Raw genomic sequence first — 15107 nt, forward strand, 5'->3', positions numbered from 1 at the left:
TTCCTCCTTTAAATATCCACATTAATTCCTTGTATGATTTTTGTCGAAAATGATGTGCTAGCTCCATTTAATAATGTTATTACTCCCTTTGTACCATCTACTCGTATTTTTTGTCCATCCCTTAATATATTTGTCACGTTATCAATAGCTACAACGCAAGGTATTCCATATTCTCTGGAGACAATTGCTGCATGGGAACCCGCGCTTCCTATTTCAGTGACCACTGCAGATGCCACCCTAAAAAGTGGTGTCCAAACAGGTGCAGTATAGGTTGATACTAGTATATCTCCTTTTTTTAGCTTATTGAATTCAGAAGGTCCCCTTATAATACATACTGGTCCTTCATATACCCCACGACTTGCTGAACTCCCTTTGATTGAATTCGCTTCATCTTTCTCATCGCCCCTCTTTTTCCCCTTTGTTTTGTATACCGGAAATGAACCAGTTGATATTATCCAGTGCACTCCTTTTTCATGTGCAGCATAAACCTTTTTAAATGCTTTCTTCCTTTTCTCTATCTTTTCTTTTATATTTAACTTTCCTTGCGCTACAGGACCAAGCTCTTTCACAAAAATAAAGAATACATCCCCAGCTTCATTTATTAGCGATTTTTTGGCCAGAAGACTTCCGAGCTTCAGAATCATTCTACGCATGCAGGCTACGATCTTTTCAATATAAAATAAACCTTCTTCTCTAACTATTACTTGATTTCTAGCTTCTTCAAGGGCTTTCTCAAATTTAAGGTATTTGCGTGGCTTTAGGCTTTTCTTAATTCTTTTTTTTGCATCTTCATAATCATCTTCCTGCTTTTTGAAGCTTTCCTCTGAATTTAGCAAGGTGGTATCTTGAAGCAATGCATCAATAAGTTCATGAATAATTTCAGGCTTTTCACGCCATGTAGGCGACCCTAGCGTGGGGGCCATGCTAGAAGAAGGTCTGTCTCCGTATCCCTTTAAAAAGCTGTTGAATTCTTCTTTAAAGGCTTTGCTATCCTTTCCATTTACGGCCGCCACCTGTGCAACCTTTACCATTGCTTTATTCTGGAGGGCTGTTCTGAAGGGCAAGGCTCTGAAAAGACTTTCTTTAAACTCGTCAATATTTTTCTTTCCCACAGCTTTTTTCAGTAAATAGTCAAACTTTATATAATTGACCGCATTTGGTATGAAATCCTGCATTCTTTTTCGGAAAAGCACCCCACATTCTTCCGAAGTTTGTTCAATAAGCTTCACGTATTTTATTGCGTCGTTTGTATTCTTTCCTGCGACTTCCATTCTTTTGAGCCATGCATTCATTTCTTCTGAAACAGGCTGCCATAGATCCTTAGACTTCTTAGAGAAATCTTTAATTAATGATGTGGGTATTTTCCATAACATCGCAGGAGACAACCTTGGGTCATTATACCTGATTGCCACACATCCGTTTTCTCTTTCCATCGGCTTGTTCTGCTCTTTCGGCATACGTAGACCCATATCATCATGTAAAAAAGTGTTGAGGCCTTGATAGCCTTCACAAAATAAATCAAAATCCAAGGGAGTCATGGGTTCGGAAGAATGCTCCATTACACTTTGAAGACCAAATGGAGCTTTTTTCCCTTGATAAATTATCTTATCCTCAGGATCTAGGATATTCAAATCCATACCAGATTCCATTGTAGTAATAGGCCTAGCCTGCAGCATGTATATTTTACCTCTTGTAAGCGCCCACTCTGTATCCATGGGGCTGCCGTAATGTTTTTCAACAAGATTTGCTAAGTTTATTAATTGTATAAGTTCACTAGATCCAAGGCAGTATGACTTCTGCTTCTCCTTCGGAACTTCTTCAGTAATTGTGCCCTTTTCCATTAACATAATTCTAATCTCTTTTGAGCCGAGAGTCTTTTCCTTAATACTACCTTCCTTAGTCATAATAAAGGTATCAGGGGTTATCAGCCCACTAACAACCGCCTCTCCAAGTCCATACCCAGCACTTATCAATATTTCATCAATATTTTCATTTACAGGATTAGCAGTAAACATTACCCCAGCCGCCTCGGAATTTATCATAGCCTGAACTACAACCGCAAGATCAACCTTAAGGTGCTCAAAACCCATGCTAATTCTATAGGATATAGCCTGGGAGCTCCAAAGACTTGCCCAGCATTTTTTTACATATTTAAGGACGTCCGTTTTACCATAAATTCCGAGATAAGTGTCATGCTGTCCTGCAAAAGATGCTGATGGCAAATCCTCTGCTGTAGCACTTGAACGTACTGCAACCGATAATGTTGCATCAGACCTCATACTTTTAGAAAAGTTTTCAAATGTATTCTCCACTTCCTTCTGCACCTTAATTGGCATTGGGGCCTCTTCAATCCATGATATGATATCATCACTTGCCTCTGATATTGCAGCAATATCCCGTTTTTCAAGGTTTTCAAGCCTTCCTGCTATGCGTTCTTTAAGCCTTGATTCTTTAAGATGAGCACGATATGCACTTGCTGTAACTATAAAGCCAGGTGGAACAGGAAGCCCTGCATTAATCAATTCGCCAAGATTAGCACCCTTGCCTCCCGCTTCTGGCAAAGAGTCCTTATTTAATTCGCTTAACATTTTTGTATAGTTTAACATGTTTATCCTCTCCCTATCATTTATAATTTTCTATTTGACTTGCTCAAATGTTTTTATATTTATTATATTTTTATATTACAATAGTTTTTTAAACTGAATTTAAACTACAAAAAATAAAAAGTACAACTCTGTATATAAATGCTTACGAGTTGTACTTTTTATTTATATTCTACTTAATAGGGGTATAAAGAACATAGCTGTCCTGTACTGAAAACTCAATTCCGTATATTGGAAATTTGTTAATCGCCTCATTATAAGCCTCTTGAGCTTCAGTAATTGATAAATTTGAATATATTTCAAGGGTTTTTCTGCTTTCGTGAACTGAACATGGTTGTATCAAAGCATCGTCTATGCCTTGTTTTTTTAGCCAGGCAAACAAAAAATGCCATAATTTATGAGGAGATAACATTGTTTTTAACCCAGCTTGCGCGGAGTATTTTTCTAAAATTTTTCTTATGCCACGGTCTGTATATTTCTTTTTCCATGACGGGGTTCTACGCCCAAAACCGCACATCGGAACTATAATATACTTTACAGTTGATTTTGATGCATTAGATGGTGATATTACATCATCAATACTTCCTTATTTCAGTGAAATTCATGAAGTATTTAAAAGAACTAAAACAACGTATAAGATAGGAATATATGCTCCTAGAAATGTGTGTAGTCGTATAGCTGAAGCTGGCCTTTCATGTAGTAGTTTTGTATGTGATATGTCTTCAGGATTTAGTGGCAATCAGATACTGCAACACCACCAATAGCTAATGCATTAATATTTCAATCATCGAGAAAAAAAGGTTTAGATGCTAATGGAAACCCAGCAAAGGATATGGAGACAAAAGACTTTACAAAAGATAAATTACTTGCAATCAACTCACAGTTTCAGTATCAACTTTATGAATCTAATGATCCGGAAACCCTTTTTAGAGAGTGGGCGGACATGTCAACAACTTTATTTTCACAAGGGGAAATGGAGGCGGTTATTTTAGACATGATTAATCACTTTAAGAGTGGAGACGGAAGTGATTATAGTAACTCTACATTAACAAAAAATGTAAGCGAACATGAATCAACAATAACTTATATTGCACAAGTTAAAGGTGCTTTAATTAATGAATTAGTTAAAAATGGTGGTAATTTATTAGCTTTAGAGTATAATGTAAGTAATAGTAATAGTAATAGTAATAATACACTATATACTTATATAAAAGCTAATGCAAATCTTCCAGTATTTCATTTACCGGGGGATATTCTCGGAGGACTTACAATAACTATAAATGATACATGGGGTAATAATGTAGAAGTAAGAAACTATTCAGTTACTGATAATATATTTAGAGGAACTTTACATTTTAATATTTATGATCATTTTGGTTTAGATCTACCAGATGTTGAAAAGAGGTATGTTGATTTAGCAGGCTTTAGAGCTTGGTTCGTATTACAGCATTATGATCAATATATTGGAAAATATAAGCCATTTGCAACAGTGATGGAAATTGATGTTCCGTTTGAAGGAATATTGTTTTAAAAAGATAAAGTATCAAGGAATGAAGATAGTATTGGAAGGACTTAGAGTGAAAACACTTTAAGTCTTTCCTTTTGTCGTAAAATTAATTGGTAAAGGAGGGAAATATGGTCATACAGAAATTTAAAAAATACATACCTTTTTTAATTATTATGTTTGGAATATTTTTAGGCTGTTACATATATTTCATAAATAATACTGAATATAATCCACCTTACTGTTATTTGGGTAGTACAGTAGGTTATTTTAATGATGAACACAATGGTTATAAATTAGGGAAGAGTGATTGGGATATTCAATACATTGTTGAGCCTTTGGACCAAAGTAATTTTTCTTCACAGAGAATGTTTAATTATAATGATAAATTGACTATAATAGACTCATACGAAATGAAAATTTCAGGTATGTCTTCAGATGATACCCCTTATCAGGGAAAGCTTTATTTACATTATAAAGGAGAAAATCCTACCTTAGTTGAGCAAATCTCAAAAATGAGTATTTCTATTAATTGGGGATTAGCAGGTGACCCTTTTACAATAAATGGATTTTATGATATAGAAACAGGTAGGTTGTTGGACGGTACAAAAAAACCCATCTACGATTATCTTCCCAATGATAATTTTACACCTCATAAGATAGCGGTAATGGAGTTTGAACTTCGTTTAACATTATTAGACAATGCGGAGGTCAGCTATTTTGGTTCTATTTCAGCAGGGCCAAAAAGTATTTTTAATTTTAGAAACAAAAAAAAATTTTAATTTTAAATATTTATGCAAACTGCTACACATACCCCTATAGGCAGTGAGTAAGCTTGTCCAAAGCTTCCTTTAGGACCTAGAGCAGTGAAAGAGCTTGTGCCACATCAGGTTTTCGTATGAAAAATGAAGGAGCAAATTTGGTGTGGACCAGCCTTTGACTACGGAGTTTTATTATTATACTAATATCAATTTGTAATACATTCAAAATGATATTTTTAAGTAATAGGCAATAGACCCAATGTGAAAGTAACACAATTGGTATTATGTTACTTTCACATTGTTAATATACCTAAATATATTACCCCTCACATCATTAGATGGGGGGGGTACTTGTAACGACATATATTCCAAGTACGTCATAAATATAATTCAGTATGTGAATACCTAGAAGTATCTTAAACTTAAGTAGTTACTTATGTTTAAGCAGTTTTTAAAGCTACTAATATACTCTTAACAGTAATTCAGGTTGTGACGATATATTTGCCTATTTCGAAACAAACTATAATTACTTATTTCAAAATCGAGTAGGAGCTAAATAATTAATTTATTTAGCGACCTCTCACACCACCGTGCATACCGTTCGGTACACGGCGGTTCAATAGAAATTAATGTTTTAATAAATATGTCTCAGATATAGAAACTAATCCTATATTTTTAAGGTATTTATTGGTCAATGTTTTGTTTAATATAGGGCTATTGGATGTTCTCCAATAGCCTTTCCTTGTATTTGCATATTGCAAAGCTTTATTGTTTGGTATTCCTAATTTAACAAGGTTCCCATATTTTGTTTTAATCTTTTTCCATTGTTTCCAAAAACACATTCTAATTCTTCGCCTTAACCATTCATCAAGTGTTTTAAGAATACTTTTAATGTCTGCAATAGCAAAATAATTTATCCATCCAACTATCACTTGCTTAAGTTTCATAAACCTATATTTCATGCTCATCGCATTACTTCTTGAAGTTAATTCTTTTAGCTTTGCTTTGAATTTGATTATAGGTTTTTGAGGAACTCTCATTCTGTATTCACCTTTTGCTCGGTAAAATGAAAATCCTAAAAATTTAAGTTTCCAAGGTCTATCTACTGTACTCTTTTCTTTATTCACTCTAAGCTTTAACTTTTCCTCAATAAATCTCGTAATACTCTTCATTACTCTATTTGCTGATTTCTCACTTTTGACGTATATATTCGCATCATCAGCATATCTACAAAAGTTTAGTCCTCGTTTTGTTAGTTCTACATCGAGTTCATGTAACATTACGTTACTTAATAATGGGGACAAAGGCCCGCCTTGAGGTGCTCCTTCTTCTGTATTCATAAATACCCCATTTATCATCACTCCACTTTGTAGATACTTTCGTATCAGAGAAATTACTCTACTATCTTTAATATCTTCCGATAGTATCCTTATTAATTTATCATGATTTATCGTATCAAAGTATTTAGAAAGGTCTATATTCACCGTCCATGTATGTCCAGCATTAATATATCCCCTACATTTTTCAACAGCTTGTTTTCCACTTCTTAAAGGTCTAAAACCGTAACTATTATCAGAAAATTTCTTTTCATATATTGGTATTAGAGTTTGTGATATCGCTTGTTGAATAACTCTATCTAATACAGTAGGTATTCCAAGTAGCCTAATTCCACCGTCAGGTTTTGGTATTTCTACCCTTCTTACGGCTAGAGGTCTATATCTACTTTCTAATAATGATTGCCTTAATTCTTGTCCATGCTCTTTTAGATAATGTAGAAGTTCATCTACTGTCAAACCATCAATCCCATGACTTCCTTTATTGGCTTTTACTCTTTTATATGCTTTATTCATATTATCTCTCGATAATATCTGCTCGAGTAAACCATTATCATATTCATTCACATCGTTTCTTCCTTCTTCTGACATAGAGGAAATACTATGCACTTCTACATTACCTTCGAGTTCCACTCTATTCTCTCGTAGAGAGCCTTCTTTATGAAGTTGTCTGCTTTTATCATATTTTCTCGTATCCTTCAAAATTCCAAACCTCCTATTGTTCAGTCCTTCCCACGCTAACGCGTTTTGCATGGTACTATGACGTCTGCTGACTTCTGATAGTTCAGCCATACATCACTGTATGGGTTGTTATTTCTAAATTCATATCCACAACTTACCTATCAGATCTCCCCGGGTAAGAACGCAATCTTTCACTCCATCTATCTGCTACATTTACACCACTTGTTTCGAATAGTTTTGGGCTTCGTTTTGTATTGCAAACTTACCCACAAGCATATGCCTTATATGTAGTTTCTGTTCGTCAGACCGGAGTTTGGCCGCCAACTTCCTTCAGATTCCATCTCACGATGGACACCCTTGTCTTAAGCTATGCACTTGGCACTATTAACCCGTGCTAGGGACTTTCACCCATTAGATTGCGCCCATGCCGGGCGCACAATATAATGCCATGAAAGGTGACTTTCACGTCATTTATTGTATATGAACAACTACCTATAGTCACAAAGTGAATGTAACTCAATTATTGTGTTACATTCGGCATATAACTACAACTAAATATTATTGCATATTATTTAAAAACCACTTTAAATTCTTCACAGACAACAGGCATATTCTCATCAAAATTGAGACCACATACTTTGAGCTGTTTTGAAAAAAAGTTTTATGTACAGTTCTCCAATATACTATAGAACTGTCACCTTCTCCCTCTTTAAAAGCATGGCTTTCTGACACTTTCCCAAATGGACAAGTATAAACTTTAATTGTTTCAGTTATACAAACAGCATTATTATCAGAGTCCAAAATAATATTCAAACCGCCTATTGGCGGCAACGGGCTATTTTCAAGCTCATATAATTGATAAGCCGATGCGGTTCCTGTCTTTATACCGTTTAATACAAGTTTTGCAAGTTCATTTGCTATTGAAGGTTTTCCACCAAAACACCAAGCATCATAAGTCTTATTTTTTATATCATTATTTTTGTTATATAAATTCCACATTTCCTTTTCAGTCATATGTTTTAACCCCTTTCCTTTGCTGACATAAAATGATTAGTTAATCATACTATAAATTATGGTATATTTTATTATATAGAAGATAAAAAACACGTTATATATTAAGGATCAAAAAAGAACAATGTCGTGAGAACTTAATTTCACGTCATTTGTTATGTACCTATAACTAGCCTATACCCTCATTCATGCTCTTTAAATATACAATAAGTCTCTATTTCACTGCATAAAAGGTGTCTAATTGAGAATATGCACCCCCTTTATGCATTATTTATCGTTTAGTATTTTATATTATTGTTATCTTATAAAAGGTTTGAACTAAAAATAATCCAGCAAGGTATAGACGATCTCGCTGGATTATTGGTTATTAATAGGGAATTATTAATAGTCTTAACTACTTTTATAATTTAAAAATTCTGCTATATTTTTTTTATGTTTTTCACGAGCTAAAATTATAATAGTAACTATAATGCATACGGTTCCTAAACATTCCGGAATACCAAAAGGAACCTGTAACCAGAGTGCAGATAAAAAAGCTGCAGATAAAGGTTCAACAGAAGAGAGTACACTTGCTTCTGTTGGTTGTATATATTTTAAGCTTTCCAGGTAACAATAAAAAGCAATGAGAGTTCCAAATAATACTACAAATATAACAGCAAATATTGAAGTAATAGACCATTGACCTGTAAAATTCCAAGGCTTATGAATAAGACTAAAAGCTATTCCACCAATGAGCATTCCCCATCCAGCCACAAGTGTAGAACCCCATTTAGTAAGAAGAGAACGAGGCTGCAATGTATAGAAAGCTGCTGCAAAAGCTGAACTAATTCCCCAAAAGAATGCTAACTTAGAAATTGATAGGTTATGAATATTACCTTTAGTAATGATAAAAAATGTACCTAACATCGCTAAGGCAATAGCTATAATTTCTTGTACATTCGGATTTTTTTTAGTACGAATGGCTAAATAACAAGTAATTATCACTGGTGATAAATACTGAAGTATTGTGGCTGTTGCTGCATTACCATATTTAATAGAAGCAAAATATGCATATTGAACACCTAACATCCCTATAATGCTAAAAAATATAAGACTCAAGCTGTCATGTTTAGACTTCCAAATTTTCCGAATATTTTGGTTGCCTTTTATAAAGGCATATAATAATAAAATTAATCCTGATACTAATAGACGAATCACAACAAGCCATTCTGGACTAAATCCTTTTTTCTGAAACAAGTATTGAGCAACAGTACCGGATATTCCCCATAACAGGGCTCCTATTATTACAAGTAGTATTCCCTTTGTTCTTGGTTGAAAATTCATTATGTTTCCACTCACTTTCTTCGTAATTATTTCAAAAAAATTTACTATAATAATTTACTAGTATCATATTATAACTGATTGCAAATATATTGCTTTATTTAAATAAGTATGTAATAATTTTATTAGTATTTTCAATTTATAACAATTAATATATTGCCGCAATTTAAAACTATATTAGCGAGATGATAAAAATGCAGGTATCAAAAATAGAAGTAGATGACACTTTACAGGAAACAACAAAACATGGTTCTTATGATTTTCCAATAGCAATTTATACGGATAGATTTAATCTGTTTGAAGATGGACATATCAGATGGCATTGGCATAAGGAAATACAGTTTTCGTATTCAATTTGCGATAAGGTAATTTTTTTTGTTGAAAATCAAAAAATAATATTAGAACCTGGGGAAGGAATTATGGTGAATTCAAATATATTGCATCAAATTAAGCCATATAACAATAATAATTGTATGATGTTTTCCATTGTCTTCGACCCAACTTTAATTGGAGGTATTCAACAGTCGCTTATTGAGAAAAAATATTTAAATCCAATTATTGAAAGTAATAATTTGAAATTTATTTGTTTAAAACCTGTTGTTCTATGGGAGAAAAACATATTAAAATATTTAGAAGAGGTTTTTTTATTGTCTAATGAAAAAAACTATGGATACGAATTAGAAATGAAAAATTGTCTAGGCAGTCTTTGGTTAAATTTAGTTAGAGAAGTGAAAGAAGATATTAAAGCTTCTGTTTGTGAAGTTTCTCATGATGACGAACGTGTTAAATCAGCTCTACAATATATACACAAATATTATGCAGAAAATATTTTATTAGATAATATTGCAATGGCAGCAAGTATTAGCAAGAGTGAATGTTGCCGTTGCTTTAAAAGGATCTTAAGAGAGACACCTTTTGATTATTTAATGGAATATAGAATTTCAAAATCTTCAGAATTACTTTTAAAAAGTAAAGAATCTATTTCTAATATTGCATTTGATGTAGGCTTTAATGGAATAAGTTATTTTGGAAAGGTATTTAAAAAATATATGAATTGTACACCTTCTGAATATAGGAATAAATATCTACTGCAATGTAGGTAACTTAAATATATAATGTATATTTCATATAAAAAGTTCACCTTTAAATAAAACAAAAGGCATTCAACATAATAAGATGTTATCTTGAATGGGTATTTCTCTAAGTGTCACATATGGACTTGGTGAAATATCTAAACGTACAGAGAAAAAGAAGTTGAAAGGTACTTGCACCTTTCAACTTAAATGAAATTTAACTAACTATGGCTGATTAATGGTGGGGATTTATCCAAATTATTGTAGTATGCACCCTTGTACTGTATAATTATGATATAAAACACACGAGGAGTGATTGCAATAGGTATATTTAGTAAGAAAAATAAAAACAGAAGTATAACTTTATCTTTAGTAGATGGAATAGACGGATATAGCAAAGAAACTTTGGTAAGTTTAACTATAGATAATGACAAACAATGTTTAACACTTAACGCAAGAGTATTTAAAAACCCACCTATACACCTAATGTTAGAACAAATAACAGGAGTACAACGTATTTCAAAAAGTAATATAATCCAAAAAAATAAAAGTACTGTCGGTAGAGCTGCAGTAGGTGGAGTATTATTAGGGCCGCTAGGCGCTATTGTAGGTGGTATAAGTGGAATAGGCGATAAACATACTACGGAAACTAAATATTACATGGTAATAAACTATAAATCTCAAAGTAGAGATGTAAAAGTGTTAAGTTTTAAGATGGTTGGTTTTAGTAATTGGCCCAGTTTTATAAAAGAGCTTAAAAGTAAGATAAATACTCAACACATGGAAGATACTACAGAAGTATACTTGTAAATATCATGACACTTAGGAAACTAGGCGTTATTTTTTTATACAAAATGAAGTGATCAAAATTGAAGAAGTAAGATGTCCTAAATGTAACCAACTGCTTTTAAAAGCTGATTACATTAAGGGGTTCTACGCCCAAAACCTGTTATTGTTTGGCGCAATAGGTTCTCAAAAATCTTCTTTAAAAATTCCACACATCTTTCATTTAAACGTTGATCTAATGCTTGATTAGAAATAACTATTCCTATTTTTGCACTAAGCTTTGTACATAAGGTAACAAGTGTATTATTCGCAACCTCTGCATCCATAAAACAGCATAAGCAAACGAATTCCCACGTATTAATTTTACCTTTTCTTCTATCATTTGTAAAATACCCCCATCAATGTGTTTTTATTATCATTCAAATAATAACATTTTTACAAATGGGGGTCTTTATTTTTATAGAATTTTCTTAGCTTGATGGCTATGGGGTACGGCGACGATTCGTGCAAAAAACAGCCACAAGACAGCATTTCCCATTTTAAATGAACTGTAAAGCAAAAATGAAACTACTATTTTGTGGCTGTTATGACGTACTATAAGAAAATTGTTATTATTAAATTCTATTTAATCGCTTAGATAAATTCTGATTTATCAACTTCGTGTTATGCTCATTTTGTGCGTTGAGCTTGAATTATGCAATAACGCTGAGTGTCGCCTGCCACAGGAAGTAAATCATATGGATTTTCTGCCAATACAGCTTCTGCTACAACTGTTGATATAATATTTTCAAAGCCTGCATTTTTTAAATCATTAACCAAATATTCTTCAACCAAGCCTCTTTCAAAGCTTTTACTGTCTTTTTCAATATAATTGCCTTGAATGACAATTTTGCCATTAGGTTTAAGTATTCGATATAATTCTTTTGCAACCTTATCATTCTCGGGAATATTTCCAAATGCGGCTAATGAGGCAATATAATCAAAGCTTTTATCCTTTATTGACATATATTTGCCGTCGCTTGCTATATAGAATACTCTATGATCATCTGTTTGCTTTAATTTTCTAGTCCACATTAATATGCGTTTATCTATATCAGTACAAACAATAGAGAAATTTTTATTATTTGCGTTGAGCATTTTTTGAAGCATGCAGCCCATTCCCGTAGAAAGATCACAAACTATGCCTGAAAAGCCTTCAATCAAGCTGTCCATGTGCTCACTCAGCATTTTTTCTGCCTCAAGTGTTTCTTTGTTTTTATGTACATTGTAATCTTTAATACAGGCATTATCATTATCTTTCTGTTTTGTGGCTTCAATATCGTTTTCAATCATATCATCCGTTATCTCCCACAATATCTCCTGATTACTTGACAATTTTGGAGAAACAACATCAAAAACTCCGTGCTCATAAGAGAATTTATTTCCGCACTTCTTACATTCCAATTTTTCAGACAAGTCACATTTGCATACGGGACACATAAGTAAATTTTGGATTTTTTTCATTGAATTTTTACCCCCTGTTATATAAGTAATCTGTTTATAAGTGTACTTGTTATTCCTAATTCACAAACTTTTAGACTTCCCCCCAAAGTAATAGATAGTGGTTATTTTGCCCACCCCCCCGAAAAGGGGGAATAGGCAAATCACTAATTCGATATTCTCTGAAATGTAGCCATTCCCAAACTAGTTTCCTATATTTATATTTCAAAACATTTACTATCCATTTGACATATGTCATAAATAAATAAGATGTACTTATGACACACAAAAACACCCATCATTAAAAAATTAATTCAGAACATTATTTTTGCTAACATTTTATTTCAAATAACGTTTTGAACTCAAGACGTTCCTAATCCCTAGCGCGACGCGATTGGCGAAGGAATGTGCATTGGCTATCTTCTACTTGAGTGCGTTGTTAGGCGTTCGTACTTCATTTCAATTCTTTTTCTAATATTTTGTCAAAGTGGCTGTCCATGCAGACACTTATATCTGTTGTAATAAACTTACCATTAAAGAATAAACTAAAAATAGTTGCAGGACTTGGTGCTAATTGTGACTGTTCCATTGTTTCAAGTTTAATAATCTTGTAGGGCAAATTCCTTTTAGTAGCGGTTTCAATCAAAGAAGTCTTTGCGTGAAATTCTGCAAATGGGCACCTATTTGAAAAATATACAACTATTCCTTTTTTGTCAAAACATTCACCACTGAGTACAGATTTTTTTAACTTAGGTGTTTCAGCATCGGGGTCAATTTTCATCACTAAAAGGCTGAAACCGGATGATATTCTCTGACAATCTACAAATCCTTGTTTCAAAAGCCATTTTGTATCACTCATAAAATGGAATTTCTTTGTCCCAACAACAGTAACTAATCCACTTTTTCCTTGACTTCTTGCATCTTCAATAGCGGTTTTCAACAATTCTTTTCCATAACCCTGACCTTTATATTGTCCGGAAACCCAAAAACAGTTGACCATTAGATAATTTGGAGCATCTATAGGAACCCAGCTCATTTCAGCAGGTCCATATTCAATAAAAACTTTTGCTCTTGCATCAATTCTTCGGAAAACATAACCATTATCAAATTCTTTTTTTAGCCAATCTTTTTTTAGTTCATAACTTTCTTTACATTTCTTATCCGATATAGCGCAGCAAATGTGTTCTTCTGCAATGTTATCGCTATTTAGTTTGGTTAATTTTTTCATCTTTTTCACCCTTTCCTTTAATTAGTATGACGCCTAACGTATCGTGTTGCCGACACTCTCTTTTACGAGTACGACATAAAATATATATTTAATCATAGCACAATAACCATAAATTGAGTATATTTACAATTTTTTTAATAATGAGTAATAGCCTCAAGGTGAAAGTAACTCAATTACCATTGTGTTACTTTCAGAATATTAGAAAATGGTGACATAATGAAAAAGTAGATTGTGTACAGTAGCTACCGCTACTACTATACAATTGTCATTTCCTTAAGTAGAGCTATACAAAATTCACAAAACATATCTGATTCTTCAAAATTAGGCATATGATCAGAGCGATCAAACTAAATAACGTTTTTATGCGGAGCACGTAGTTAGTTGAGTCCCAAGTATACTTCCCCAAGAATGTCCAACAAGAAAAATTTTTCTTTAAATTACGATACAGGAGATTACGGATAATGCAGGGCTTTCTAGGCGGACCTTTTACCGAAACTACTTCTCGAAAGATGAAATTTTAGAAGGCTGTTTTTATAAAATCTGGTTAGAATATGAATCATTTATCCGGCAGCAAATAGACTTAACATTGCCTAATATTGCCACAATATTTTTCAATGTGATGAAAAAGCATTTGGATTTTCTCTCACTCGTTAACCGCCATCACTTGCTCCCTCTTTTTCTTTCAAAAGTTGATGAGCTTTTGCCGCCCGCTTTTGATGAGGTAAAGGGTGAAAAGATGCCTTTTCCTAAAGAAAATATTCAGTACGCTTTAACATTTAGCACTGGTGGGTTTATGCACATCCTTCTCAGGTGGCTGAACGACAGTACACAGAAATCGCCAGAAGAAATGGCAATAGTAGTGAAAGATCTTGTTTCAATCTGCAATTATTCGAATCCCATAAAAAAAGCGAATCAGTCATGAATTTAGCTTCAATGAGGAATGACCCATGCCAATAAATATTTGAAAAAAGTGTGTTTCCAATGTAAAAAAAGCCTACTTATTTAACAGCCGGAGCGCCTGTTTTTCTGTTCAAAGGAGGTATGCTCTGTAGCACTCGCTGTTGTGGTAACCGACATCCTGATGACCTTTATACTCAGGATGTTGTGGTGTTACAAATATATACCACTTATCTATATACAGAAAAAAATTGCATAAAATACCTAAAAGGTTTTTTAGATAATTTGCCTATTCCACCTTAGGGCTGGTCCACCTTGAACAAGTTGTGATGAACCTACAACTTGCACAAGGTGGCTGGGTATTTCAAATATACGTGCGTAGTATTGTTTACATCTGATACGCATATAATTTAGCTATGGCAACACTTCG

Annotated in this window: 14 protein-coding genes; 6 read left to right on the forward strand and 8 right to left on the reverse strand. The window is 33.2% G+C overall.

Features of this window, described 5'->3' with window-relative positions; all coding sequences use genetic code 11:
• Nucleotides 1-8 precede the first annotated feature (8 nt).
• Together ACWJJ2_RS06655 and ACWJJ2_RS06660 are read right to left on the reverse strand one after the other, a co-directional pair.
• Nucleotides 9-2606, reverse strand: coding sequence for a PEP/pyruvate-binding domain-containing protein (locus tag ACWJJ2_RS06655; protein ID WP_462954047.1), 2598 nt, complete (start codon nucleotides 2604-2606; stop codon nucleotides 9-11).
• Nucleotides 2607-2775: 169 nt separating this feature from the next.
• Nucleotides 2776-3120: a tyrosine-type recombinase/integrase gene (locus tag ACWJJ2_RS06660; RefSeq protein WP_462954048.1), complete on the reverse strand. Its 345-nt coding sequence runs from the start codon at nucleotides 3118-3120 to the stop codon at nucleotides 2776-2778.
• Here ACWJJ2_RS06660 and ACWJJ2_RS06665 point away from each other — a divergent pair.
• The 3 genes from ACWJJ2_RS06665 (at nucleotide 3062) to ACWJJ2_RS06675 (ending at nucleotide 4889) form a co-directional block, all read left to right on the forward strand.
• Nucleotides 3062-3367, forward strand: a complete 306-nt coding sequence (locus tag ACWJJ2_RS06665) for a glycoside hydrolase domain-containing protein (protein ID WP_462954049.1) — start codon at nucleotides 3062-3064, stop codon at nucleotides 3365-3367. The two genes, ACWJJ2_RS06660 and ACWJJ2_RS06665, sit on opposite strands and share 59 nt — an antisense overlap.
• 68 nt (nucleotides 3368-3435) lie before the next feature.
• Nucleotides 3436-4134, forward strand: coding sequence for a DUF3289 family protein (locus ACWJJ2_RS06670; RefSeq protein ID WP_462954050.1), 699 nt, complete (start codon nucleotides 3436-3438; stop codon nucleotides 4132-4134).
• A gap of 104 nt (nucleotides 4135-4238) precedes the next feature.
• On the forward strand, nucleotides 4239-4889 hold the full coding sequence (locus tag ACWJJ2_RS06675; RefSeq protein WP_462954051.1) for a hypothetical protein: 651 nt from the start codon (nucleotides 4239-4241) through the stop codon (nucleotides 4887-4889).
• A 605-nt stretch (nucleotides 4890-5494) separates the two neighbouring features.
• On the opposite strand, the gene ltrA is transcribed toward ACWJJ2_RS06675, so the two are convergent.
• The 3 genes from ltrA to ACWJJ2_RS06690 all read right to left on the reverse strand — a co-directional run bounded on the left by ltrA (nucleotide 5495) and on the right by ACWJJ2_RS06690 (nucleotide 9217).
• Nucleotides 5495-6904, reverse strand: a complete 1410-nt coding sequence (ltrA, locus tag ACWJJ2_RS06680) for a group II intron reverse transcriptase/maturase (protein ID WP_462952630.1) — start codon at nucleotides 6902-6904, stop codon at nucleotides 5495-5497.
• A gap of 537 nt (nucleotides 6905-7441) precedes the next feature.
• A complete protein-coding gene (locus ACWJJ2_RS06685; RefSeq protein ID WP_462954052.1) occupies nucleotides 7442-7897 on the reverse strand; it encodes an ASCH domain-containing protein in 456 nt (151 codons plus the stop codon).
• 387 nt (nucleotides 7898-8284) lie between these two features.
• Nucleotides 8285-9217 carry a DMT family transporter gene (locus tag ACWJJ2_RS06690; RefSeq protein ID WP_462954053.1) on the reverse strand — a complete coding sequence of 311 codons (933 nt, stop codon included), beginning with the start codon at nucleotides 9215-9217 and terminating at the stop codon, nucleotides 8285-8287.
• 182 nt (nucleotides 9218-9399) lie between these two features.
• Here ACWJJ2_RS06690 and ACWJJ2_RS06695 point away from each other — a divergent pair, with 182 nt between their 5' ends.
• Together ACWJJ2_RS06695 and ACWJJ2_RS06700 are read left to right on the forward strand one after the other, a co-directional pair.
• Entirely contained in the window at nucleotides 9400-10317 is a 918-nt protein-coding gene (locus tag ACWJJ2_RS06695; RefSeq protein ID WP_462954054.1) for an AraC family transcriptional regulator, read from the forward strand.
• Between the two features lie 282 nt (nucleotides 10318-10599).
• Entirely contained in the window at nucleotides 10600-11097 is a 498-nt protein-coding gene (locus ACWJJ2_RS06700; protein ID WP_462954055.1) for a hypothetical protein, read from the forward strand.
• Nucleotides 11098-11210: 113 nt separating this feature from the next.
• Here the strand turns inward: ACWJJ2_RS06700 and ACWJJ2_RS06705 are convergent, their stop codons facing one another.
• The 3 genes from ACWJJ2_RS06705 to ACWJJ2_RS06715 form a co-directional block, all read right to left on the reverse strand.
• Nucleotides 11211-11399, reverse strand: coding sequence for a hypothetical protein (locus tag ACWJJ2_RS06705; RefSeq protein WP_220286665.1), 189 nt, complete (start codon nucleotides 11397-11399; stop codon nucleotides 11211-11213).
• Between the two features lie 343 nt (nucleotides 11400-11742).
• The gene (locus tag ACWJJ2_RS06710) at nucleotides 11743-12576 is read right to left on the reverse strand and encodes a class I SAM-dependent methyltransferase (RefSeq protein ID WP_462954056.1); all 834 of its coding nucleotides are present in this window, start codon (nucleotides 12574-12576) and stop codon (nucleotides 11743-11745) included.
• 430 nt (nucleotides 12577-13006) lie between these two features.
• Complete coding sequence (locus ACWJJ2_RS06715; protein WP_462954057.1) at nucleotides 13007-13780, reverse strand: GNAT family N-acetyltransferase; 774 nt, start codon at nucleotides 13778-13780, stop codon at nucleotides 13007-13009.
• 619 nt (nucleotides 13781-14399) lie between these two features.
• On the opposite strand from ACWJJ2_RS06715, the gene ACWJJ2_RS06720 reads away from it, so the two are divergent.
• Nucleotides 14400-14702: a TetR-like C-terminal domain-containing protein gene (locus ACWJJ2_RS06720; RefSeq protein ID WP_462954058.1), complete on the forward strand. Its 303-nt coding sequence runs from the start codon at nucleotides 14400-14402 to the stop codon at nucleotides 14700-14702.
• The last annotated feature ends 405 nt before the right edge of the window (nucleotides 14703-15107 follow it).

It is taken from the genome of Clostridium sp. CM039 (genome assembly GCF_055081075.1).